This is a genomic window from Ancylobacter rudongensis (assembly GCF_900100155.1).
In the GTDB taxonomy this organism is placed as follows: domain Bacteria; phylum Pseudomonadota; class Alphaproteobacteria; order Rhizobiales; family Xanthobacteraceae; genus Ancylobacter; species Ancylobacter rudongensis.
Map to the genome: position 1 here is coordinate 634,517 of NZ_FMTP01000003.1, position 21,913 is coordinate 656,429.

20 protein-coding genes and 5 pseudogenes are annotated in these 21,913 nt (G+C 67.2%); 7 read left to right on the plus strand and 18 right to left on the minus strand.

Going from position 1 to position 21,913, the window contains the following annotated elements; translation table 11 throughout:
- Positions 1–177: 177 nt before the first annotated feature.
- A complete protein-coding gene (locus tag BLO63_RS11075) occupies positions 178–1,182 on the plus strand; it encodes a helix-turn-helix transcriptional regulator (RefSeq protein WP_091440290.1) in 1,005 nt (334 codons plus the stop codon).
- Positions 1,183–1,298: 116 nt separating this feature from the next.
- Here BLO63_RS11075 and BLO63_RS11080 read toward each other — a convergent pair.
- Positions 1,299–1,882: pseudogene (locus BLO63_RS11080) on the minus strand (FAD:protein FMN transferase); the annotation flags it as partial.
- Positions 1,863–2,252 (minus strand): ferredoxin reductase domain-containing protein, encoded by a 390-nt coding sequence (locus BLO63_RS20935; RefSeq protein ID WP_143007065.1) that lies wholly within the window; start codon positions 2,250–2,252, stop codon positions 1,863–1,865. The pseudogene BLO63_RS11080 and the gene BLO63_RS20935, both read right to left, overlap by 20 nt.
- On the opposite strand from BLO63_RS20935, the pseudogene BLO63_RS11090 reads away from it, so the two are divergent.
- Positions 2,251–2,462, plus strand: a pseudogene (locus BLO63_RS11090) (IS6 family transposase); the annotation flags it as partial. The gene BLO63_RS20935 and the pseudogene BLO63_RS11090 overlap by 2 nt on opposite strands.
- A gap of 292 nt (positions 2,463–2,754) precedes the next feature.
- Here the strand turns inward: BLO63_RS11090 and BLO63_RS11095 are convergent.
- The 3 genes from BLO63_RS11095 to BLO63_RS11105 form a co-directional block, all read right to left on the minus strand.
- Entirely contained in the window at positions 2,755–3,735 is a 981-nt protein-coding gene (locus tag BLO63_RS11095) for an amidohydrolase family protein (RefSeq protein ID WP_091440296.1), read from the minus strand.
- A gap of 50 nt (positions 3,736–3,785) precedes the next feature.
- Positions 3,786–4,355 carry a hypothetical protein gene (locus tag BLO63_RS11100; protein ID WP_143007066.1) on the minus strand — a complete coding sequence of 190 codons (570 nt, stop codon included), beginning with the start codon at positions 4,353–4,355 and terminating at the stop codon, positions 3,786–3,788.
- Positions 4,356–4,519: 164 nt separating this feature from the next.
- Positions 4,520–5,446 carry a LysR family transcriptional regulator gene (locus tag BLO63_RS11105; protein ID WP_091440302.1) on the minus strand — a complete coding sequence of 309 codons (927 nt, stop codon included), beginning with the start codon at positions 5,444–5,446 and terminating at the stop codon, positions 4,520–4,522.
- Between the two features lie 157 nt (positions 5,447–5,603).
- Between BLO63_RS11105 and BLO63_RS11110 the strand changes: the two genes are divergently transcribed.
- Positions 5,604–7,160 carry an MFS transporter gene (locus BLO63_RS11110; RefSeq protein WP_091440305.1) on the plus strand — a complete coding sequence of 519 codons (1,557 nt, stop codon included), beginning with the start codon at positions 5,604–5,606 and terminating at the stop codon, positions 7,158–7,160.
- A gap of 441 nt (positions 7,161–7,601) precedes the next feature.
- Here the strand turns inward: BLO63_RS11110 and BLO63_RS11120 are convergent, their stop codons facing one another.
- The 9 genes from BLO63_RS11120 to BLO63_RS11160 form a co-directional block, all read right to left on the minus strand.
- Positions 7,602–8,810 (minus strand): BatD family protein, encoded by a 1,209-nt coding sequence (locus BLO63_RS11120; RefSeq protein WP_091440310.1) that lies wholly within the window; start codon positions 8,808–8,810, stop codon positions 7,602–7,604.
- Entirely contained in the window at positions 8,804–9,436 is a 633-nt protein-coding gene (locus BLO63_RS11125; protein ID WP_091440312.1) for a hypothetical protein, read from the minus strand. The genes BLO63_RS11120 and BLO63_RS11125 overlap by 7 nt, the downstream gene beginning before the upstream one ends.
- Positions 9,433–10,317 (minus strand): vWA domain-containing protein, encoded by an 885-nt coding sequence (locus tag BLO63_RS11130; protein WP_091440433.1) that lies wholly within the window; start codon positions 10,315–10,317, stop codon positions 9,433–9,435. The genes BLO63_RS11125 and BLO63_RS11130 overlap by 4 nt, the downstream gene beginning before the upstream one ends.
- Entirely contained in the window at positions 10,314–11,255 is a 942-nt protein-coding gene (locus BLO63_RS11135; RefSeq protein ID WP_091440314.1) for a VWA domain-containing protein, read from the minus strand. The genes BLO63_RS11130 and BLO63_RS11135 overlap by 4 nt, the downstream gene beginning before the upstream one ends.
- Positions 11,252–11,593 (minus strand): hypothetical protein, encoded by a 342-nt coding sequence (locus BLO63_RS11140; protein WP_091440316.1) that lies wholly within the window; start codon positions 11,591–11,593, stop codon positions 11,252–11,254. Before BLO63_RS11140 ends, BLO63_RS11135 begins: the two co-directional genes overlap by 4 nt.
- A complete protein-coding gene (locus BLO63_RS11145) occupies positions 11,580–12,272 on the minus strand; it encodes a DUF58 domain-containing protein (RefSeq protein WP_091440320.1) in 693 nt (230 codons plus the stop codon). Before BLO63_RS11145 ends, BLO63_RS11140 begins: the two co-directional genes overlap by 14 nt.
- 140 nt (positions 12,273–12,412) lie before the next feature.
- Complete coding sequence (locus BLO63_RS11150; protein WP_091440321.1) at positions 12,413–13,363, minus strand: AAA family ATPase; 951 nt, start codon at positions 13,361–13,363, stop codon at positions 12,413–12,415.
- 104 nt (positions 13,364–13,467) lie between these two features.
- The gene (locus BLO63_RS11155; RefSeq protein WP_244517808.1) at positions 13,468–14,763 is read right to left on the minus strand and encodes a histidine kinase; all 1,296 of its coding nucleotides are present in this window, start codon (positions 14,761–14,763) and stop codon (positions 13,468–13,470) included.
- A 26-nt stretch (positions 14,764–14,789) separates the two neighbouring features.
- Positions 14,790–15,425 carry a response regulator gene (locus tag BLO63_RS11160; RefSeq protein ID WP_091440327.1) on the minus strand — a complete coding sequence of 212 codons (636 nt, stop codon included), beginning with the start codon at positions 15,423–15,425 and terminating at the stop codon, positions 14,790–14,792.
- Positions 15,426–15,695: 270 nt separating this feature from the next.
- On the opposite strand from BLO63_RS11160, the gene BLO63_RS21340 reads away from it, so the two are divergent.
- Together BLO63_RS21340 and BLO63_RS11170 are read left to right on the plus strand one after the other, a co-directional pair.
- Complete coding sequence (locus BLO63_RS21340; protein ID WP_244517809.1) at positions 15,696–16,292, plus strand: beta/alpha barrel domain-containing protein; 597 nt, start codon at positions 15,696–15,698, stop codon at positions 16,290–16,292.
- 109 nt (positions 16,293–16,401) lie between these two features.
- Positions 16,402–16,704: pseudogene (locus BLO63_RS11170) on the plus strand (SMC-Scp complex subunit ScpB); the annotation flags it as partial.
- Positions 16,705–16,718: 14 nt separating this feature from the next.
- Here BLO63_RS11170 and BLO63_RS11175 read toward each other — a convergent pair.
- The 4 genes and pseudogenes from BLO63_RS11175 to BLO63_RS11190 all read right to left on the minus strand — a co-directional run.
- Positions 16,719–17,333: pseudogene (locus BLO63_RS11175) on the minus strand (transposase family protein); the annotation flags it as partial.
- Between the two features lie 57 nt (positions 17,334–17,390).
- Positions 17,391–18,150 (minus strand): annotated as a pseudogene (locus BLO63_RS11180) (IS5 family transposase).
- A gap of 532 nt (positions 18,151–18,682) precedes the next feature.
- Positions 18,683–19,084 carry an alcohol dehydrogenase catalytic domain-containing protein gene (locus BLO63_RS11185; RefSeq protein ID WP_244517810.1) on the minus strand — a complete coding sequence of 134 codons (402 nt, stop codon included), beginning with the start codon at positions 19,082–19,084 and terminating at the stop codon, positions 18,683–18,685.
- Complete coding sequence (locus BLO63_RS11190; RefSeq protein ID WP_091440330.1) at positions 19,081–19,629, minus strand: hypothetical protein; 549 nt, start codon at positions 19,627–19,629, stop codon at positions 19,081–19,083. Before BLO63_RS11190 ends, BLO63_RS11185 begins: the two co-directional genes overlap by 4 nt.
- A 297-nt stretch (positions 19,630–19,926) precedes the next feature.
- Between BLO63_RS11190 and BLO63_RS11195 the strand changes: the two genes are divergently transcribed.
- Both BLO63_RS11195 and BLO63_RS11200 read left to right on the plus strand, forming a co-directional pair.
- On the plus strand, positions 19,927–20,844 hold the full coding sequence (locus tag BLO63_RS11195; protein WP_091440332.1) for a LysR family transcriptional regulator: 918 nt from the start codon (positions 19,927–19,929) through the stop codon (positions 20,842–20,844).
- A 101-nt stretch (positions 20,845–20,945) separates the two neighbouring features.
- Positions 20,946–21,557, plus strand: coding sequence for an IMPACT family protein (locus tag BLO63_RS11200; protein WP_091440336.1), 612 nt, complete (start codon positions 20,946–20,948; stop codon positions 21,555–21,557).
- Positions 21,558–21,913: the final 356 nt, after the last annotated feature.

Genomic DNA, 21,913 nt, shown 5'->3' on the forward strand with positions numbered 1-21,913 from the left:
CGAGCGGCCCAGTCGGCGCCGCAATACGCGGCGGTGCGACTGGACGCGGGCCGGGATTGTGCGATGGTGGTTGTCGGACGTACCGAAGCCTGTGGCTTCAGTTAACGTGGCGGGCGGATCGCTCGCCCCACACACCCGCAACGGCAAGACGCCCAAGGACGTGGGGAACCTGTTTGGATGAGCGATCGCAGGGGCAAGGCCATCAAGACGGTATTCCCAAAAGAGGCCGACACCGGCCTCTACCGGTTGAAGTGTATCTCCACTACGGATTTCGATCGGACTGAGCGTTTCGACGCCTGGCGCGAGACGGCCTATAGCGTCGTCGACCTCGAAGCGCCCCGTCTGGACGAAGCCGACCTCTTCGCCATCAAGCGTTCGGTGCATGGGGAGACAGGCGTGTTCGCCAGCCAGGAAGGCTCGGAGCATCGAACGCTCTTCTCGCGCTCGGCCAGTCTCAGCGGCGCCGGCGACGTCGTGGTGATTTCGATGATGCCGGTGGGGGAACTCGGTCTGGAGGGTCCCGGAGGCGCGCTGTCCATGGCACCCCATGGTCGCCTCGCCGCCTATGACGCAACCCGTCCCATGCGCTATCACCGGAGTGCGGGGAGGGAAATCTATCTTCTTCTGCCTCGTGCCAAGGCACTGGGCGCCTTGGGCGGCCGCATTCCCGGTCTTTTCCTCCTGGTTGATACCATCCCTCTTGGCGTTATGGTTCGAGACCAGATGTTGGCGCTGGATCGCCATGCCGAACATCTTGAGCCAAAGGAATTGGCGGCTGCGCTCGACGCGATCCACGCGCTGGCCTTGTTGCTGCTCCAACGCATCGGCCGTGAACTGAACGGCTCTGGCGAAGCCGACGCAAACGCGCTTTTCCTGGCTGCGAAGCACTATATCCAATCGAACTACCAGATGATCGACCTTTCCCCGGAGGCGGTCGCCCGTGCGCTCGGCTGCTCGCGCTCGACACTTTACCGTGCCTTCACGCTGAACGACGTGACGATCATGGACACGGTGCGCGACGTCCGGCTCGCCATGTCGCGCAAGCTGATCGAGGCGGCCACAGGACGAAGCATCTCGGTCATCGCCTACGAGTGCGGCTTCAAGGACCCGTCCTCCTTCGGAAGGATGTTCCGCAGCCGGTTCGGCGTCTCGCCCAGCGAGTGGCGAGATCAGTTCAGGTAAACCTGACCATAGTCCGCGCCAGCTTTCCGGTTTTTCAGAACCTCCAAGTTTGGCTGGCCTGAGCGCGTTCTCATAGGCTTCAAAGCCGTATTGGCCGGAGTAGGTGGCGCCGAGAGTGGCGTTTGCGGTGAGTGCAGGCCCATTGCGCGCATTTCGCCGGCGATGCCCACGAGCCCATCGCGGATGCCGGCGCAGCCGAGGATCCCGGCGAGGCGGTCCACGCCATATCCCTTGGCAATGCCGTTGAGGTCGAGCGTGATCGGCACGCGCTTGCGGACCCTCGTTCCATCGATTTCGAGCGCGTCATGGGCGGGCACGCGCCGGGCCTTTATTGCGCTGCGGATGCGGTTCGGGTTCGCTTGCGCGGCGCCGAAGCCCCACGCGATGACCGCGTCGCCCATGCCGATGTCGAATGCGCCGCCGGAGGCGCGACCGATCGCCAGCCCCAGCCGGAGCACATCCAGAAGGCGTGCCGGAACGCTCACCCATTCTCCCGCCGGAGTCCCGTTCAGGCGCATCAGCTCGCTGTCGGGCTTCCATGTCGACATCTGCGCATCGACCTCGTCCATCGCCCCTGCAAATCCCCCTGAACGGCACCGGCATCGAAACCGGAGGGGGCATGGAAGAGCGCGGACCAGCGCGTCCCCATCGTCGGGCCGTTGAGGGCGCACCGTGCGAGATTAGTAGACATCTTCGACATAGCGTCCCTCGGCCTTCAGAAGCTGGTGCGACAGGCCGAGCGGTTCCAGCATCCGTGTCATCGCCTCGGCAACCCCGACCGCCATCTGCCGCCCGCCGCAGACCATGACATGCGCGCCTTCCCGGATCCCGCGGATGACTTCGAGCTGCTCGGCGGGCAATCGGGCTTTGAAGCCAGTGTCAGGTTTGCAGCCACCGGGAATGTCGGGGTGACGACATGGTCTTGATACCGGCGCTGATCCCTGTCGTTTGGGTTCAATGGCGTCAAGGCGGACGAAGCAGGCCTTGCCAAAATGCGTCTCTGAACGTCCGGTCTGGGCGATGTCACGTGAGCTCTGGATTAAAGCTGCGTGTCGTAGCTGGAGCGGCATGAGCCTCTCGCCTGTCAGCTACAAGCGCCATCGATTTCCGCCTGCGATTATCGCGCACACCGTGTGGCTGTATCTCCGCTTCCCCTTGAGCCTGCGCCTGGTCGAGGAGTTGCTGCTGGAACGCGGCATCGGCGTGTCCTACGAGACGGCGCGGCGCTGGGCCCGGAAATCGGACCGGATTATGCCCGCCGGCTCCGGCGCAAGAGTCCAACGCCGAATGCACCAGCCAGGGGGCCGGAGAGATGACCGGCCAGCGGAGCGACGCGATGGCCGAGCCCGGCACCCCCTCGGTGTTCATCCTGTTCCACAAGGATGCACTGGATCGCGGCGAGACCTATCCTGAGTGACGGCCCCGCATTGGCAGCGCTGCCGTAAGTAGGCTCGATGCGGGATGCTTGGTTCGTCGGTGCTTCACGCGCCAGGAGCGATCATCGTCGCGTTAGGCACGCGCTGTTCCGATCGAGAGCTTCCGTCCATTGCGGCTTTCGTCGATGAAACTGGTTCATGTCGATCGAATTTTGCCCGCGCCAATCGAGAGGCGCAGCAGCCGTTCGGCGTTGCCGTGGCAGACCTTCGCGCGGACGTCCTCACTGATCGGTGCGAATTCGATGAAGTCGGAGGCGACCTGCGGATCCTCATAGGGATAGTCGACCGAGAACATCACATTGTCGTCGCCCAACGCCTGGAGGGTCGCGATGAGCGCTCCCGGGTCGCATACCCCCGAGGTGGTGACGGCGATGTTGCGCTTGATGATCGCCGAGGGAAGAGCGTCCGGCGCGAGCGTCTCGCCGAGGTCGAACTCCCGCCGGCTGTCGAGGCGCCAGAGGAGGAAGGGCAGCGTCTCGCCCATATGGCCGAGAATGATCTTCACCTTGGGAAAGCGCGTGAGCGTGCCGCCGAAAACAAGCCGCAGCGCATGGGCCGCGGTTTCCGCCGTCCAGGCCCAGATCGGCCCCCCGATTTCGGGGCGATGGGCGAACATGGCGGGCTGGTCGGCCATGGCGCCGGGATGCAGATAGATCGGGACATCCAGTTCCTCGACACGCTCCCAGAAGGGCAGGTAGCGGTCCTCGTCAAGATAATGCCCGTTGGTCTGGCCATTGATGAGCGCCCCGCGGAAACCGAGTTCGCTCACGGCCCTCTCCAGTTCGGCCGCTGCCGCCTCGGCGTTTTGCAGGGCGAGATGGGCGAAGCCAGCGTAGCGATCCGGCCGCTTCTGAACCTCGCTCGCGAGGAAATCGTTGGCGCCGCGCGCAAGCCGGATGGCCTCCTGAGTGTCGCGGACGCCCTGAACGCCCGGCGTGGTGACGGAGAGCACCATTAGCTCGATGCCGGTCCGGTCCATCATCTCGAGCCGAAGCTCATCGAAATCGACCAGGCGTCGTTCCACATCGGCGAAGATGGCGTCGCTCTGCGTCGGTCGCGCCACGTATTTGGCAAGCTCGGGCGTGGTGAAATGCTCTTCGAGCGCGATCTTGCGCATGTACCCGCTCCTCTGTGGTTGCCGCTGTCGAATGACGATATGCGATCCGATTAGGGCTTGGGAGTGGGGCACGCCTCGGCGGGCGACTTGGTGATCTTGAGCTGTTCCATCATGAAATCGGCGTTGCTTTTGGAGTCGGCCAGGAGGGCACCCGACCAGTATGCCGTCTTGCAGGTTGCGGCGTCGCAATCGCCGCCCGCGGTCTGCCATTCGCCCGTGCGGACCACGTCGCACGCGCAGATCGCCTTGTCGGGGTTGGCGGGATCGACGGTGCAGATCTTGTTGAGGCACTGCGACCAGGGCGTGCCGCTCTCGCATTTCAGCCCCTTCTTGCCGTGCTCGAATTGGGTGAGAGCGAACTGCGAATAGACCGTGCGAACGCCCGCCGCGTCCGTGCTCGGCTGGACCGTGTCACAGGCGACCGTCGCAAGATTCGGCCCTTCCTGCACGTCACAGACGCAGATCGAGATGTCGGGGTTGCCCGGCTGGGGGATGCAGGGTGCCGAAGTGCACAGGGCGAATTGCTGATTGCAGAGATAGTTCTTCGCCGCCGCAGGCTGCGCGAGGCAAAGGGCCATTCCCAGAATGGCGAGCCCGAAGCCCCAAATCATTGAGCGCATTACAATTCCCCCCTCAATTCTTTGATGTTACTCGTCACTGTGGGTCTCTGTCCCATTGTGAGCATGCGTAACATGAAAACTCGCAGCGATCCGCCGCCCAACCTGCTAGGTGTTCAGTCCGGCCGATCAACACATGATTTCGTGCGGGGACGCAGACCAAAGACTCACCCGGAGAGAGGCTGTCTGGGAAGGCGTTCGCAGCGGGTTGAGAATAAGCGCTCCCCGATAAAGTCGACGAAGACTCTGACTTTCGGCGAGAGGTTGCGGTTGGAGGGCCAGATCAGGCTGAAATGACCGGGAGCATCGATATGGTCGTCGAGCAGGGTGCGAAGCTCACCTTTCGCGAGGGGATCCCGCGCCAGGAAGTCCGGCATGCAGCCGATGCCTAGCCCGGCAATGATGGCGCCGCGCAGCGCCTCCATATTGTTGCAGGTCAACACCGTGCGCGTACGCAGATCCGGTCCGTCAGCCGGAAGCGTGAGCGGCCAGGCCTGTATCTTGCCGCTGTTGGGATAGCGAAAGCGGATGCCGAGATGCCGGTCGAGGTCGCGCGGACACTCTGGCGTGCCGTGCCGTTCAAGATAGGAGGGCGCGGCGCAGAGCAGCATCTGGAATGGACGCAAGGTCCGCCTCATAAGGCGAGAATCCGGAAGTTCGCCGCTACGGATCGCAACATCGACGCCCTCGTCGATCAGATCGACGAGGCGGTCATTGAAGTCGAGATCGACATCGATCTCGGGATAGCGCGTCATGAAGTCCGGCAGGACCGGCAACAGCAGGTGGTAGCTCACGATTGGGGTGCTGACACGCAGGCGCCCCCGTGGCGCGTCCGTCGTGCGGGCCAGCATGGCGCGGGCGTCGTCGAGATCATCGAGAATGCGCCGGCAGCGCTCGTGGAAGGCGCGACCCTCTTCTGTCAGCCGCAGGCTGCGCGTGGAGCGCTGGAATAGGCGGATGCCGAGCTGCTGTTCGAGTTTGGTCACGGCCTTGCCAACCGCGGACGCGGAGAGGCCGAGCATGCGTCCGGCTGCCACGAAGCTGCCGAGATCGGCAGTTCGGACGAAGGCTATCAAGCCGCTGAGCGAGTCCATTCAGGCCCTTTCGACACAGGGGTATTCGAGCGTTCTGTTCCGATAAGAGCGGAATAGGCGGTTCATTGGCAGAGATTCCCTCAAGATTATCCTGTTTCGACAGAATGGCGAGCGCGGGCTGAGTTAGCGGCGCCGTCCGAACAAGGGCCTTCGACATATGACGCAAACCATCACGCGGCCGCGCGCGGCCGAACAGGCGCTCGTGCTCCTTTCTGTCTGCCTCGCCGCTGCCGCGATGCCGCTGACCTTCACCGGGCCGGCAGTGGCGCTTCCCACCATCGGTAAAGCGCTGGGCGGCAGCCCGATCGCGCTCAACTGGGTCACCAACGGCTTCATGCTGACGTTCGGATCGAGCCTGATGGCAGCGGGCGGACTGGCGGATGCTTATGGCCGCAAGCGCGTCTTCCTCGTCGGCGTCGGTGCGTTCGCCCTGTGCTCGCTGGCATTGACCGTTGTGCCCGACATCCTCTGGTTCGATCTGGGGCGGGCGGCGCAGGGCTGCGCGGCCGCGGCCGCCTTTTCCAGCGGCATGGCGGCGCTCGCGCAGGAGTTCGAGGGGGCTGCGCGCACCCGTGCCTTCAGCATCGTCGGGACGAGCTTCGGCGTCGGCCTCGCCTTCGGACCGGTCGCATCGGGGCTGATGATCGACGCTTTCGGCTGGCGCAGTATCTTTGCGCTCGTGGTCGTTCTTGCAATGCTCGCCCTGGGATTGGGCGCATGCTTCCTACGCGAGACACGCGACCCTGACGCCGCCGGCCTCGACTGGCCGGGCGCGCTCAGCTTCACGCTGGCCCTGGCGCTCTTCACCTATGGCATCCTTCTGGCACCCGAGCGCGGCTGGACCGAACCGACCGTGATCGGTGTGCTGACGGGCTCTGTCGCACTCTTCATCGCTTTCGGCGCGATCGAGCGGCGTGTCATGCGGCCGATGCTCGATCTCACTTTGTTCCGCTATCCCCGGTTCGTCGGGGTGCAACTGCTGGCGGCTGCCCCGGCCTATGCTTTCGTCGTGCTGCTGATCCTGCTGCCGGTGCGCTTCATCGGCGTCGAGGGCATGAGCGAGATCGCGGCCGGCCGATTGATGATCGCGCTTTCCGCGCCGCTGCTGGTTCTGCCGGTTGCGGCCGGACTGCTGACGCGTTGCTTGTCACCAGCGGTGATCTGCGGCGTAGGCCTGCTGATCTGCGCCGTCGGCCTGTTCTGGCTGAGCCGCCTCCCGCTTGGGGGCGAGACAATGGCCGTTGTTCAGCCCATGGCATTGATCGGCATCGGCATTAGCCTGCCGTGGGGACTGATGGACGGGCTTGCCGTCAGTGTCGTGCCCAAGGAGCGCGCCGGCATGGCGACCGGCATCTTCAGCACGACGCGCGTGGCCGGTGAAGGTGTGGCGCTCGCCGTGGTCAGCGCTGTGCTGTCGGCGCTGACGGCGCAACATCTCGCTGCTAGCGGGCTGGCAGCGCATGCAAGCCCGGCCGCCCAGCGGCTCGTCACCGGCGATATCGGGAGCGCGGCGGCCGCCTTGCCGCAGATGAGCCACGCTGCGCTCGTCCAGAGCTATGGCGACGCCTTCGCGACATTGCTCCTGATGCTCTGCGTCATCACAGTCATCACCGCTGTTGTCGTCTTCACCTTCCTCGGGCGCAGAGCGGAGCAGGGAACCGAGCCGGGGGTGAAGACGGAAGGGGGCCCCTGCCCCTGCACGTCGGAAACCTGACTTGGACGGACCTGGCCGCCGCTCTGGAGCGGACGGGCGAGACCTTCCACATTGACGTGAACGATCTCGAGCGGCTGTTGCGCGAGATCGAGCAGAGGGCGTTGGCGCGCTCCGACCGAGACCTTCCCTGCGCGGACATCATGCATGCGTGCGTCGTGGCGGCCCGCATAACGATGTCGGTGGATGAGGTGCGCGCCGTGTCCATGCCGTCTTCATCGTGGACGCCGCACGTCGTCCTCTTGGGGTGGTAACGGAGGCGGATTGGCTCGCCGTGCTGAGACGTGGTCTGGCTCGAAAACGCGGACCGGCCGGCGGTGATGCGCGTGCTGACGCCGCCGCGAACGGCTGCCCACGCAGCCTTTCCAGGAGGCAGGCCGGGCGACGTCACGCCGGAGCGGAACCGGGAGAGCGATGCTCGGCAAGCGGCACGACGCCGGAATGTTATGAGCCCTCGAGGGCGTGTCCCAGCCCGGCGCGCGAGGGGGTGGGCGGGAACCTCAAAATGGCCCTGACGCTGGCTTTCAGGTCGACTTCTCCTGCCGCGACGGCCCGGTCGTAAAGGATTGCGTCGAGTTCGGCGGTTTCACCTCCGCTCACCGGCAGACCCAGCTCCCGCCTTCGGCGAAGGTAGGCTGCCGCCGCGCGGCGAAGCGCGAAGATGTCGCCGGCGCGGGCCGCGCGCTTCAGCCGGCGGCGCGTCGGGTCGACGGGGGAGAGCCGCCGCAGGGCGCGCAGAAGAGGCGCCCTGCGGCGCGGCGCCAGCCCGGAGATGCACAGGCCGAGCCCGGTCAGGGTCCCCGCCAGCAGTACCGCCCCACCTACCCACGCCTGCCCGGCCGCCAGCCGGCCGGTGCCGCTGCGATTGTCGTTGAAGCTGGCGTAGCCGAAGGGAAGGGCGGGGATTTCTGCTGTCCGCATCTGGCGCGTCACCGTGTCGAACCAGGGAATGGAGACCGGCGGCAGCACGCCGGGTTCTCCGGTCTTGGGGCGCAGATGCCATTCCCAGACCAGCGTCGTCACCGGGCCGGCGGGCGTGGGGAGCATCTCGCGCTGTTCCGGAGCGGCGAAGCTGATGAGCCAGGGCTCGCGCATGGCCGGACGCGCCGGCAGCATGTGCGGCAGCGTGCCCTCCACCTTCAGCGTAACCCGGCGCACCAGCGTGTCGCCGTCGCGCAGCGCGCCCGGCGCGGCCGACAGCGTGTCCTCGACTGTGAGGCTTCGGGCGGACAGCGGCGTTCCCTCGCCCGGATAGGGCGCGACGAAAAAGCTGACCGGCGGCGCCGTCACGTCGAGCGGGGCGCGCAGATTCTTCTCGTCGACCACGGTGAGCTGATGCGTTACCGGGCCGAGCGATATTGTCCCGGCTCGCCGGGGGAAGACGGCGAGGCGCCGCTCGAACACCCGGACGGTGCGCCCGTCGATCTCCTCGTCCCGCCACTGGTCGCGGGCAAGCTGCATCCAGTCGTACTCCTGCGAGCCGGGGAAGCTCAGCGTCTCCAGCGCGATCCGGCTGGTGTATTCGCCCCGCAGCGTCACCGGGATCATCTCGCCGACAACCGGACGCGCACCCTCCGGCAGCAGCAGCCGCAGGCTGTCCGCATGGGCGCCGCTCGCGATCAGGAGCAGAAGCAGGCCTATCCATCTCACCATTTCTCGCCCTCTTCCGGCCGCAGCAGGCCAAGGCCCGCTCGCCGCTCATATTCTCTGCGCAGGCGCAGGCGCAGGAATTCGCCGGGATCGTCGGCGAGCGTTTCCAGCCACGCATCGGACGCGGCGAACCCGCGCGCCTCAATCGGCTTCTTCCATGCGGGATCGGGCGTGCCCGCCATAGTGGGGCCGTCTGCCTGCGCCGAGGGGCCGAGACCGCCTTCGCCGGGCAGCCGCCCCGGCACCTTGGCTTCGCCGGTGGTCTTCGGCACCATGGCATCGACCAGATCGCGCAGCCGGCGCGCCTCTTCGTCGGAGGGACTGGCGAAGAGCACGGCGTCGAAATAGGCGACCGACAGGGCGTACCGGCCAGTGGCGGCGAGCGTCAGAGCGCGGTTGAAGGTCTGGCTGCGCCCCGCCTCGGCGAAGGCGGCATCGGCCGCAGCGTAGTCGCCCGCGCGGTACAGGGCGAGCCCGCGGGCCGCCGCGTCGTCCAGCAGCCGCGCGGCCGCGCCGGGCGCCCCGCTCTGCAACAGCAGGCGCCCCCAGGCGGCAGGGCCGGCAATGAGGACGCAGGCGAGCCCGGCCACGGCAACGAGCGCCAGACGCGGGCGCAGGGCGCTGGTCATCCGCGCCTCCGGAAAAGGCCGAGCAGCGGCAGTCCAGCGAGGCCGGCGAGGTAGGGGCCGAGATCGAGGAACGCCAGAGCCGCGAGCGCCGAGTCCCGCTCCAGCGTCGCCTGCCGCGACAGCCGACGGAGCACCGGGCCAGGTGCACGGGCGGGAGCGGCGAGGCTTGCAAGTGCTTCGAGCCCAGCTGCGTCGGCCGTGCCGCCCGCCGGGCCGGTAAGGGTGAGCGCGGAAAGCCGCACGCCGTCGGCGGCAAGACGCTCGGCCTCCGCGCGCGTGGCTTCATCGACGCCGCCGCCGTCGGACACCAGCACGAGATCCGCGTCCCCAACGCCCTGCAGCATCTGCCGCGCCAGCGCCAGTGCACTGGCGGGGCGGCTCCCGCTGCCCGGCATGGTGTCGGCGCCGAGCACGGCGATCTGGCTCTCCAGCGTCGCCGGATCGGCCGTGGGCGCCGCCACCTCATAGGCCTCACCGGAATAGAGCAGCATCCCGACCGGCCGCCCGGAGGCGGCCGTCAATAGAGTGGCGGCGGCGGCCTGCGCGTCGGTGAGCGCGGGGCTCTCCGTCACCGAGGGCGACATGTCCAGGGCGATCAGGACCGCCCCACTCCCCGCGAGAAGCGGCGCGTCCGCGCGCGGCACTGCAGGGCCGCAGAGGCCGAGGCAAAGCAGGGCTGCCGAGGCCAGCAAAGCCACACCCTGGCGCGGGGCTCTCCCCTGCAGATGCCCCAGCGCCCGCATCGCCGCGAACATGGTCGGCGGCATCACCCGCTCCCAGCCCCCGCCAGCGGGGCCGCGCCGCCATTGCCACAGCGCCAGGACAAGGAGGAGCGGCAGCACTGCGAGCCACCATGGACGCAGCAGGACGAGTTCACTCATGTCCGCCTCCATGCGGCGAGCAGCAGCACCAGTGCCAGTGCCGCGCCACCGGGCCACATCCAGAGCGGGCGCCAGTAGCGCGATGGCGGGCGCTTCATCGGGTTCGGCTCGAGCTGGTCCAGCGTTGCCGCCATCGCCTCCAGGTCCTCCATGCCACGCACCCGGAAGCTGGTGCCGCCGCCGACCTCGGCTATCTCCCGCAAGGCCACGGCGTCCACCGCGTCGCGCGAGTCCGGCTGGCCCTCCAGATCCTCCGGGCCGAGGGCGATGGTGTGCACCCGCACCCCATGCCCGGCCGCGAGCCGCGCCACATCCGCTGCCTGAACCTTGCCCGACGTATCCATGCCGTCCGACAGCAGGACGACGACCTTGGTCGTCGCATCGCTTGCCATGATGCGCCGCGTCGCCAGCCCCAGCCCGTCCGATATGGCGGTGGAGCGGCCCGAAATGCCGATCTGGGCGATGTCGATGGCGCGGGCCACCGAGGCGACGTCGAACGTCGGCGGCTGCGCCACATAGGCCCGGTCGCCGAAGATCACGAGCCCAATCCGGTCGCCGCGACGCGCCGCGACGAAGCGCGCGGCGACGCGCTTGACGGCATCAAGCCGCGAGAGCGGCCTGCCGTCGAGTACGAAGTCCTCCTTAAGCATGCTGCCGGAGAGGTCGAGAGCAAGCAGGATCTCGCGGCCGGAGGCGGTCACCGGTTCACGCGTCGCCGCGACCTGGGGGCCGGCGAGTGCCACCACCAGCGCGACCCAGGCCGCGAGGAGAACCGCGCCTGCCACCCGATCCCCCCCGCCGCGAGCCGTCAGCGCTGCGGCGAAGGCACCGGGCGCGACGCGCAGCCCGACCTCCGCCGGCGCCCGACCGGCGAGAAGAAGACGCGCCAGCACGGGAAGCGGAAGCAGCAGCAGGACCAGGGGAAACGCCAGCGTCATCGCCGCGGGCGCCTTGCCGCCAGCGCAATGCGCTCGATCTCTTCCGGTTCAAGCGCTGGCGCGCTGCCATAGGCCATGGCACGCAACGCTTCCGGCAGATGCCCGAGAAGGCGGCCGATCGCCAGCACCCGCTCCTGCGGCGGCATCCCACGCGTGGCGCGCACAAGCGCCCGCCGCGACGGGCGGTAGGCGAAGAAGGGCGCTGCCAGCAGCGACAGCACCGCCGCCACCAGCAGGCCAGCGCCGAACAGCAGCAGCAGGTCGGCAGCGTTCATCTGCGTCAGCGCCGGCGGCAGGCGTCCCTCCGGCAGGGCAGCGATGAGTTCAGCAGGCGTCATCGTCTACCACCTCCAGGCTCACATTCAGCGCCCGCAGCTGCTGCGCCAGCGCCGCGCGGTCGAAGGGGGCCAACCGCGCGAGGCGGCAGAGCGCGCCGGCCCGGATGGGAAGCGGCCAGGCCGGCGGGGAGGTCTCGAGCGGATCGAGCGGCAGCAGGAGCCGCACCCGGCGCCGGCGAGCCAGCCGGGCCAGCGCCGGCTCGTCGCCGGTCGCGAGGCCCTCCGGGCCGGTGGCGAGTATCACCTCGCCGCCGGGCGGCGAGAGGCGCGCCGCGTGGATGAGCGCCTCCTCCAGCGACGACGCCTCTCTCCCAGAGTGGAGCGCCTGGTCGTGCCGGCTGGCGAGCATGTGGCTGACGCGGATCATCTGCGGCGTGCCACTGCCAGGGGGAACGACCGCGATGCCGTGAGCGGTGACGCTGATGACGGCCAGGGAGGCGCCCCGCGCCACCGCCTGCCACCCCCGCCGCGCCGCCAGCCGAGCCGCGCGTACCGAGCGCAGCGTGGCACCGGTGCCCCACAACATGGGCGGGCGGAAATCCGCAATCAGCAGCAGCGTGTCGTCGCGATCCTCATGAAAGCTGCGGATATGCGGGGCGCCGGTGCGGGCGGTGGCGGAAGGGTCGATGCGGCGGGCGTCATCGCCCTCGGCAAAGGCGCGGATCTCGCGCAGATCCATCCCTGCCCCTGGCGGCTTGGCTGGAACGGCGCCCGGACGGCGCGAGGCGGGCTGCGATCGCTTCGTTCTGAGAGCCCCCTCGCGAAGGGCCAGCAGCTCGGCGGCGTGAAGCCGGATTCCGGGCGCCTCCAGCGCGGCGCTCACCATGGCTCGACCCGTCGCAATATGTCGCCGACGAGGGTGCGCCCGCTGCGCCCTTCGCCGATGGCGGACCAACTCGGTATCAGCCGGTGGGCCAGCGCGTCGGGTGCGAGGGCGATGACGTCTTCCGGCAGCGCATAGTCGCGCGCCTTCAGCCAGGCCCGCGCCTGCGCGGCCACGGCGAGAGCGAGCGTCCCGCGCGGGGAGATCGGATGCTCGACCCATTGCGAAACCGCACCGCCGGGCCGCGAGGCCATGACCAGCCGGACGATGAAGTCCTTCAGCGCGGGCGCCAGATGCACCCGTGCCACCTCGGCCTTCGCCGCATGCAGCGCTTCGGTCGAAAGCGGGCTGGCCAGGAAGGCGGGGGCCTCGATCCGCTCGGCGGAGACGAGATCGAGAATGGCGCGCTCCTGCTCCGCCTGCGGAAGACCCAGCGAGAGATGCAGCAGGAAACGGTCCATCTGCGCTTCGGGAAGCGGAAAGGTCCCTTCATGCTCGATCGGGTTCTGCGTCGCCACGACGATGAAGGGATCGGGCAACGGCCGGCTGATGCCCGCGCTCGTCACCTGGCCCTCGGCCATGGCCTCCAGCAGCGCCGACTGCACCTTGGGCGGGGCGCGGTTGATCTCGTCCACCAGCACCAGCGCATGGAACAGAGGCCCGGGCACGAAATCGAAAACGCCGCTCTCGGGGCGGAACACCTGCGTGCCGGTCAGGTCCGAAGGCAGCAGGTCCGGTGTGCACTGGATCCGCGCGTGGCTGCCGGGGAGATGGGCGGCGAGCCGCTTGACCGCCCGCGTCTTGGCGATACCCGGCGGACCTTCGATCAGCACATGGCCCCCGGCGAGAAGGGCGATCAGCAGCCGTTCGACCAATTCCTCATGGCCGATCAACCCAGCCGCGACCGCCGTGCCGAGCTGCGCAATGGGATGGCTCATATCGTTCATGCGGCGACCTTCCCTGCCCGATTCTCCGGCCGTTCCAAGGATGTGGGTGGACGGAGCAGGGCGCCAGAGAAGGCTTCCCGGCTGACCCGGGAAGATCGCCCGGGTCAGAGCGGAAGGCGGGCAAGGGCGCGCATGCCGCCCTCGACCGGCGTCAACGCGAAACTGCCGCCGAGAGCGTCGACCCGCTCGCGTATGCCAAGCAGGCCGTAGCCGTCGCCGATCGCGCCGTCATGCCGGGGCGAGCCATTGTCGGTCGCGGCCAGCGTGATCTCCTCGCCGACCTCGATGCGCAGGGCGACGTTGGTGGGGGCACCGTGCCGGATCGCATTGGTCAGGCATTCCTGCGCGATGCGGTAGAGGCTGAGCGCGAGTTCGTCGGGCACGGCGTCGACGGGACCGGCAAGTTCCAGCTCGAAACGTACCGCCGGCACGCGCGCGCGCCAATCGGCCACCATCCGCTCCAGCGCCGGGCGCAGGCCCAGATCGTCGAGATCGGGCGGGCGCAGCCGGGCCAGTTCGGCCCGCAGGCTGTCCATCATCTGGCCGGTGATCTCGGCGATGCGCGCGCCATCCCGTGCGGTGGTCTCACCGGACTGCGCGATCGCGGCTGCCATGGCGCGGGTTGCCGTCAGGCACTGGCCGAACTCGTCATGCAGTTCACGCGCCAGCGCCCGCCGCTCACTCTCCTGAACCGTGAACAGGCGACGCGTGAGTTCGGCCCGCATGGCCTGCGCCTCCTGTAACGTGGCCGCCGTGTCGTTCACCGCCGTGCTCAGCCGGTCGAATTCCGCCACCCGCAGGCGCGGCAGGCGGGAGGCGAAATCGCCGCGCTGCAGCCGCTCGATGCCACGCAACAGGATGCCGAACGGCGCGAGCAGGCGGATCATGAGCAGGCCGGTGAGCAGCGCGCCGCCGATCGCCATCCCCACGGCGACCCGCATCAGGTCGCCGGTGCGGGACCAGGCGCGTGTGACGATGACGCCGGGATCGGCGATGGCCGTCACATAGACGTCCGATACGTAGCGTGTGCGCACCGGCACGGCGACCGGCTCGGGCACCAGACCGAGGCGCTTCGCCAGCCAGACGAACCAATCCGGCGGCGTGGCAGCGGCCAGATAAGGCCCGCAGCGCCGCTGAACCGGCTGATCCCGGGGCCCGAGCTCGACACAGATCCCCGGCGCGATCAGGCTCCAGGCCGGAAACTGCTGCCAGTCGCGGAAAACCGGTGTCGGTGCGACGCCGCCGAACGCGAGTCCCTCGAAGCTAGGGCGGGCGGCGACGGCGTCGGAGACGAGAGCGGCCGTCGTCTGGGCGTCGCGGCGCGCGGCGTTCGCCGTGTCCCACAGCACCCAGCCGGCGGCGACGATGACGGTGAGCAGCCCGGCGACCAGCACCCGCATGACGAGCTGCGGGAGCAGACCGCGCATCACAGGGTGGGCACGAGGCCGGCGCGCTGCGCCTTGAGCACGAGGTCGGCATCGCCCGACGCGCCCAGCTTGGCCCGGATCTGCGACAGGTTGTTCTGGACCGTCTTGGACGAGAGGTTGAGGTCGAGGGCGATGGCGCGCCCGTTCATGCCCCGCATCAGCAGCAGCAGAATATCACGCTCACGCGGTGTGAGGCCGGTGGTCGGGTCGTCCTCGACCACGGTGCGGGCGAATTCCTGCGCCACGTCCGTGGACAGTGCGCGCCGCCCGCCCATCACCGTCGCGATGGCGCGGACGAGTTCGTCCGGCGGGCTGGACTTGGAGACGAAGCCGCGCGCGCCGGCAGCCATCGCCTTCTGAGCGAAGACCGCGCCCTGATGCATGGAAACAATGATGATCCGCGCCTGGGGGTCGTCGGCGAGGATCGTCTCCACCGCTGAAAAGCCTCCTCCACCTGGCATGGAGAGGTCCATCAGCACAATATCGGGGCGGTGCTCGACAAATGCCGCCAGCGCTGTTTCCCCGTCTTCCGCCTCGGCCACGACCGAAAGGCTGGCCTGACGGCCGAGAAGGCGGCGATAGCCCTCGCGCACGATTGGATGATCGTCGACAAGGAGAATGCGGATGGGGTTCATGGACCGACGATAGCGCGGGCAGCTCGGTCGACCAATAGCCGCGGCGCCGGATCGCCGCGAGCATGGCAGTCGCGGCCATCCCCGTCGTGCCTCCCGCCCCTGGAGGCGGGCTCGTCCCACTCCCACCTCTGCGCTTGATCGCACTGGCCATCGATCTCGGCGCCAAAGGCGGAGAAGGTGGCGACCTTGCGTCCCTCAGCGCGACCTTCGGCTCGACACCTTTGGAAATCGCCTTCAGCACATGATGCCGTCGGCCGCGATGTGCACGCGATGGCCACGCATACCGGGCTTCCAGCCGCCGCCGCGAGAGGCCTGATCTACGGTCCCGGCGTGACGACCCCGTCCGAAGCCTTTACCGCCCTGAAGGCCGGTGCAGCCTTTCTGAAGCTGTTCCCGGCCGAGATGATTCCCCCCGCTGCGGTCCAGGCAATCCGCACCATTTTGCCGCTCGAGGCGCGGCTGCTGCCGGTCGGCGGCATCACCCGTCAGGCCATGGCACCCTACCGCGCGGCCCGCGCCGATGGCTTCGGCCTCGGCAGCGCACTCTATGCGCCGGAACATCACCGCCAAATGCTGCCAGGTCTGCTTTCCGTGTTGAAGTTTGGCTCGAACGATGCGGTCTGGCGACCGGTCTTGTCCGCCTTCGACTGGGTTGGGGCGAGGCTGGATGATGGAGGCCGGTTCGTGCCGCAGAACGATGTGCCGATAGACGATGACCGTCCTCCTCGACGTCCTGAAGGAAGCAGCCTTCGATACTGGGCTTCTCGATGCGTTCGAGACCTTGGCTCCCGCGTCGCGCTACCCAAGGCTGTTCTGAAGCAGCCCCCGAACGGACCGGACACGTCCTCCGACTTCGCTAAGAGGTAGGAGCGATGTCGTCTCTATGACTGGTACGATCGCGAAGAGTGAGGTCCTTCCAGGACCGCAGCGTCGGCACCGCTGCGCGCCGGCCGATAAGCTGGCGATTGTCGGGGAGACCCGCGCGGCGCCGGCGCGCCTGGTAGGGCTCGACCGCAATCTCGACCTCATCATCGACGACATCCGCGCCGAGCTGCGGGGCCCGCCCTATGAGCTGGTGGCGGTCGCCGGCGGTTGGCAGCACCGCACCCGCACGAGCTTCACGGATGCCATCCAACTGGCGACCGGGCTAGGCACAGCCCAGGCCAGGCCGCTCTCCCAGTCCGAGGCGCTGGTACTGCTGTGTATCGGCTACTTCCAGCCGATCAGCCGCGACGTTATCGGCCACCTGCGCTCCCTGGGCTTCATCACCGTCGGTCCGTCGGCATAACGTGGCGGGAAGGTGAACTGGATGCCGTTGTCCGTCAGAACGGTGTGGATCCGGTAGGGCCCCGCGTTTATCAGCGCCATGAGGAAGGCCGACGCTGAGGGCCGGCCTGTTTTCCTGACGACCTGCACGAAGGCGAATGTGCTCGTGCGATCAATGGCTACACAAAGGTATAGCTTGCCCTCGGCCGTCTGCACCTCGGCGATATCGATATGGAAAAAGCCGATCGGATAGGACTTGAACCGCCTCTTCGGCTCCTTGTCGCCCTCCGCCTCCGGCAGCCGGCTGATGCCGTGGCGCTGCAGGCAGCGATGCAGAGATGAACGCGTCAGATGCGGGATCGTCGCCTGCAAGGCATAGAGGCAGTCGTCGAGCGGCAGCAACGTATGCCGGCGGAAGGCAATGATGATCGCCTCCTCCTCCTCGATCGACAGAACCGTCGATGGCGGCTCCCTCGGGCCGGTCGGCAGATCATCGACCGAGGTCCGCTTCTTCCACTTGTCGACGGTCTTCTGATTGATCCCGTAACGCTTCGCCAGCGCTCTCAGGCTCTCTTGACTATGCTGTATCGCTCGACGGACCGCCTCTGTCGTCGTGGCGCTCCCGTGAAGAACCTGGCCCATAATGCTTCCTTCCACTCCCGCGAAAAGACTGCACCACCAAAGCTTGGGATCAAACACCTAGGCCGTAGGCTCATAAGCCCGGAGCCAAAGCCGCATTGAGGCCAGTTGGACCATCACCATGGCGAGGAAGTTGGCAGCGAGCTTGTTGTAGCGTGTGGCGATCCGGCGGAAGTGCTTCAGCTTCGAGAAGAACCGTTCGATTAGGTTTCGCTCGCGATAGAGCCGCTTGCTGAAGCAGGGCTTCCAGCGCCGATTGCCCTTCGGCGGGATGTTGGGCGTGGCGCCCTGTTCTTGGATCAGTTCGCGGGTGCGATCGGCATCATAAACCTTGTCCGCCAGCACGATGGTGCGTGGGCCGAGATAGTCGAGCAGCGCGTCGGCGATCTGCCCGTCGTGCGTCTGCCCGGCGGTTAGGCCGAGCCGGATCGGGAGACCCTGCGCGTCGACAACGACGTGGATCTTGGTCGTGAGCCCGCCGCGTGATCGACCGAGACAGTGATCTGCCCCCCTTTTGCCGTCGCGGCCTGCTGGTGGGCGCGAACGAAGATGCTGTCGATCATCTGGATGTCGCCGTCGCGGGCGGCGGTAATGGCGTCCATCAGCCGGTCCCAGACACCCGCCTTCCTCCATCGCACGAGGCGGTTGTAGCAGATGGTGCGCGGACCGTAGCGCTCGGGCAGGGCGCGCCACGGCGCGTCTGAACGCAGCACCTAGAAAATGCCGTTCAGCACGCGGCGGTCATCGACGCGCGGCACGCCTCCCGGCTTGTTGGGCAGCAGCGGCTCGATCACGCGGCGGTCAGGTCGTATCGGCTCATGCCAACGGCTTACGCGGCGGACAAAGAGGAGAAGGGGCGCCTGACCTTCGAGCATTGCTCAATGTGGCGGCTGGGCGCAACCAACGACGAGGGCTGGTATGCGACCAGTGTCGCTATGGCAAAGCTGCCCCGGCTTGGGGCGAGTTTTACGAGTTGCTTGGCGAGGACGACCAGTGCCTCGCGCCGACGGATTGGCGCGAGCTTAAGGCAATGACACCGGAAAAGCGTCACTTCCTCTTCCACCTTCGCGATGACACCTTAAGTGCTTCGCTGCAGAATGGCGATTTAAGTCCGGCCTCCCTGCCGAATGACGCACCGTCTTTATGGGTTCACGGCCTAAATCGGGCTCGCGCGGGACATGGCAGCTCGTCCGGCTGGGGGCCCTAGCAGCATCGCTGCTGCCAGTCCCGGAGGATACCCGCCTTTGTCCGCCACCCGGAGCTCTACGTCGTTTATCATAGCCGGCGGATCGTTGATGGCAAAGGTTCCCAAGATATGTCGAGCCAGCGGGCGACACCAGCCCGACGGGACATCATACCCCCGGACGGGCGGTGCTGGCACCCGGCGGAAGTGACCGACAATCCCTGCCGCCTTGGCCAACTGCGGGAATGCGCACCGCCATGCCGCGGTCAGCCCGGGCATACTCAGCATAGGCGCCACCGCCGACGATCGCCATGACCCGCTCGCCAGGGCGGATGTCAGTAACATCGCTGCCGACCGCAATCACCTCGCCGGCCAATTCCAGCCCGAGCAGGTCGCTCTCGCCATAGCTCTGGTGACCATAATAGCCCTGACGCTGCAGCAGATCGGCGCGGTTGACGCCGGCCGCGCGGACCTTCACCAGCAGGTCGCCGGCGCGGACTTCCGGCACGGGCGCATCGGTGAGGCGGAGCACGTCCGCCGCACCGAAATCGTCGAACACGATCGCTTTCATTTTGCCGCGGCCTTGGCGACGGCGCGGCGGGCGATGCTGGCAGCGAAGAGGGACGTCTCGCGGCGGTTGTGGTCGCCACCGGCTTCCTGCCGGGCGAGGGCTGCCTGCTCGAAGGTCTGACCATGCGCGGCAAGGAAGTCCATGAACCTCTCGGTCGGGTGCGAGGTGACGCGGTTGGTATAAAGGGTGCGCCCGCCCTCGATGGCCTCGGCGATCAGCTCCCAGATCACATTGACCTGCGTGCGGCCCACCGGCGTGAAGACGTCGGAGATCGAGTTCATCCGGCAATAGGTCGCCGTGGCTTCCTCGGCCACATAGTGCTGGATCACCAGCCCGGTGCCGATCATCTCGACATTGATCACCATGCGACGGCCATCATCGGTCGTGGTGACGCCGGAACCGATATGGTCGGGTGGGCAGCAACGCAGATATTCCGCTTCCGGCAGCGTAAACAGCCAGTCTGCGATGTCGATCTTTTCGAGAGGAATGTCGATTTCCGCCGTATAGGCAGATTGAGAGAGGATCTTGTCGGCTAGAACTTTCACGAGTTTGCCTTTCTATAGATGTTCGCATTAGATTCCAACGCTGTCTTCCCAGAGGTCAGGTACCAATACGATGAAGATAAATGCCAAAACGGTTAGGCGCGATGCCGCGGCCGGATGTATTTCAATATCTCCATGATCGCTGATCTTGCTTGCGAGATGGAACGACTACCCAATGTGCCGTGAGGATTGCGTGCCGGCGACGGGAGCCGCCGCTGTGTGAACGCCGCGAATATGCGAGTGTCCGGGACCGGCGATAAGCCGGAGCCTGCTGCAAACGGCTTTGCCTGGATCGCAAAGATGAGACCCCATTTCGCCGAATATCTCGCCACCTTCGTTGATGTCGTCCGGGCGGGCAGCTTCTCCGGTGCCGCTCGCCGGCGCGCGGTGACGCCTTCGGCGATCGTTCGCCAGATCGACGCGCTGGAGGCGGATCTCGGCGTCGCCCTGCTCGTCCGTTCGACGCGGGCACTCACGCTCACCGATGCCGGCCGGCGGCTGCATGAACGGGCCCTGCGGCATCTCGATGAACTCGCCGATACCCATGCCGAGGTCGCCGCCTTCGACGGCTCCGTTTCCGGCACGCTGCGGATTGCTTGCTTCCCCACCTTCGGCAAGCGCTATGTCCTGCCGGTCGTAGCCGCGCTGCAGGCCGAGCATCCCGCCCTGCATGTCGAGCTCGACCTGACCGAGCGGCTGGCCGATCCGGTGGCCGAGCGGCTTGATGCCGTCATCCGCATGGGCGCGCTTGCCGACAGTACGCTGATCGCGACAAGGCTGGCGCCGCTCACGCGGCTGCTGGTCGCGAGCCCGGCCTATCTGGCGCGGGCGGGCACGCCGGACAGCGCAGCGGATCTGTCATCGCATCGGCTGCTCGACAAGCTCCACGGTGCCGATCTCCTTGGCTGGCGCGACGTGCTCCGTTGCCCGGCGGGCCACGCCGGGAATGGCACGGTGACGTTCCGGTCGGATGATTTCGAGGCCCTGCGTGCGGCAGCCGAGGCGGGTCTGGGGATTGCGTTTCTGGCGAGCTGGGTTGTTGGGCCGGACGTGAGGGCCGGCAGGCTGATGCGCTTGCGGTTCGGTGACGAGCCGTGGAACGAGGAGCCGTCAGGCATCTACCTCCTTCGCGCCCTGCCGCAGCCGAGCGCGAAGGTGCGCGCCTTCACGGACGCCTTGCGGACGTCTATCGGAAGTCCGCCGAGTTGGGAGCCGTGATCGATGGGGAGCTGATCGGCGACGAGCGCCATCAGCTAATGTGAGCGCTCTGCCTGGAAGCAGACATTCCCTCAGGCCACGGACGATTGGGAACCGAGTTTATGACAGACGAGCGCATGGTCGAGCGCCTTACCCTCGTTGACCTCGCGATCCGCCGCCAGGAGATCAAGAAGAGCCGATTCATCGCGATCGCCGGTCCCGTCGCGGACGAGGCGGCGGCGAAGGACTTCATCGCGACACGGTCGGATCCGGCCGCCAACCACAATTGCTGGGCCTGGCGCGTGGAGCAGAACTACCGCTTCAACGACGATGGCGAGCCCAGTGGAACCGCGGGCAAGCCGATCCTAGCCGCCATCGACGGGCAAGGCCTCGATCGCGTCGCTGTCGTCGTCACGCGCTGGTTCGGCGGCATCCTTCTGGGCAGCGGCGGCCTGATCCGTGCCTATGGCGGAACGGCGGCCCTCTGCCTGCGAGAAGCCGAGAAGGTGGCGCTCATCGAGACCGTCTCCGGAACCGTCACATGCGGGTTCAGTGATCTGGCGCTGGCCCAGGCGAGGTTGACCGCCGTTCCGGGCGTGCAAATGAGCGTTCACGCTTTCACGGACAGCGGCGCGATTCTGTCGGTGTCAGTGCCAAAGCCGGAAGCCGGTGGGGTGGACCGGCTGCTGGCGGATCTGACCAGCGGTCGTTCGGTAATCCGATGGACTGACTAGCCATGGTTCCATGGCCTTGCCCGAGGCTGCGCGAACGATGCGGCGGAAGTGGCCCGGGCGGTTTGAGGCCCGGTACCGCGTTTGAGTTCTGGTCATGATGCCCCTACGAGCATCGGTGCTGGTGCTGGCGGCTCGTCGGCAACTTGGGACGATGAGCCAGCGCCACCGGCCTGCCGGAGAAGCGCCAGTAAGAGACCTTCCCTTACAACCAGACAACTGACCTTCTCGCCCCGGTGGGAGCAAGACGTGTGGCCATCGAAGGCGCCCCGGCAATGCGACGGGTGAAGCAATTGTAAAGGCCCTGCCAGTCGCCGTCCCTGGCCTACTGCAATTCGGAATATCGAGACACACAGACC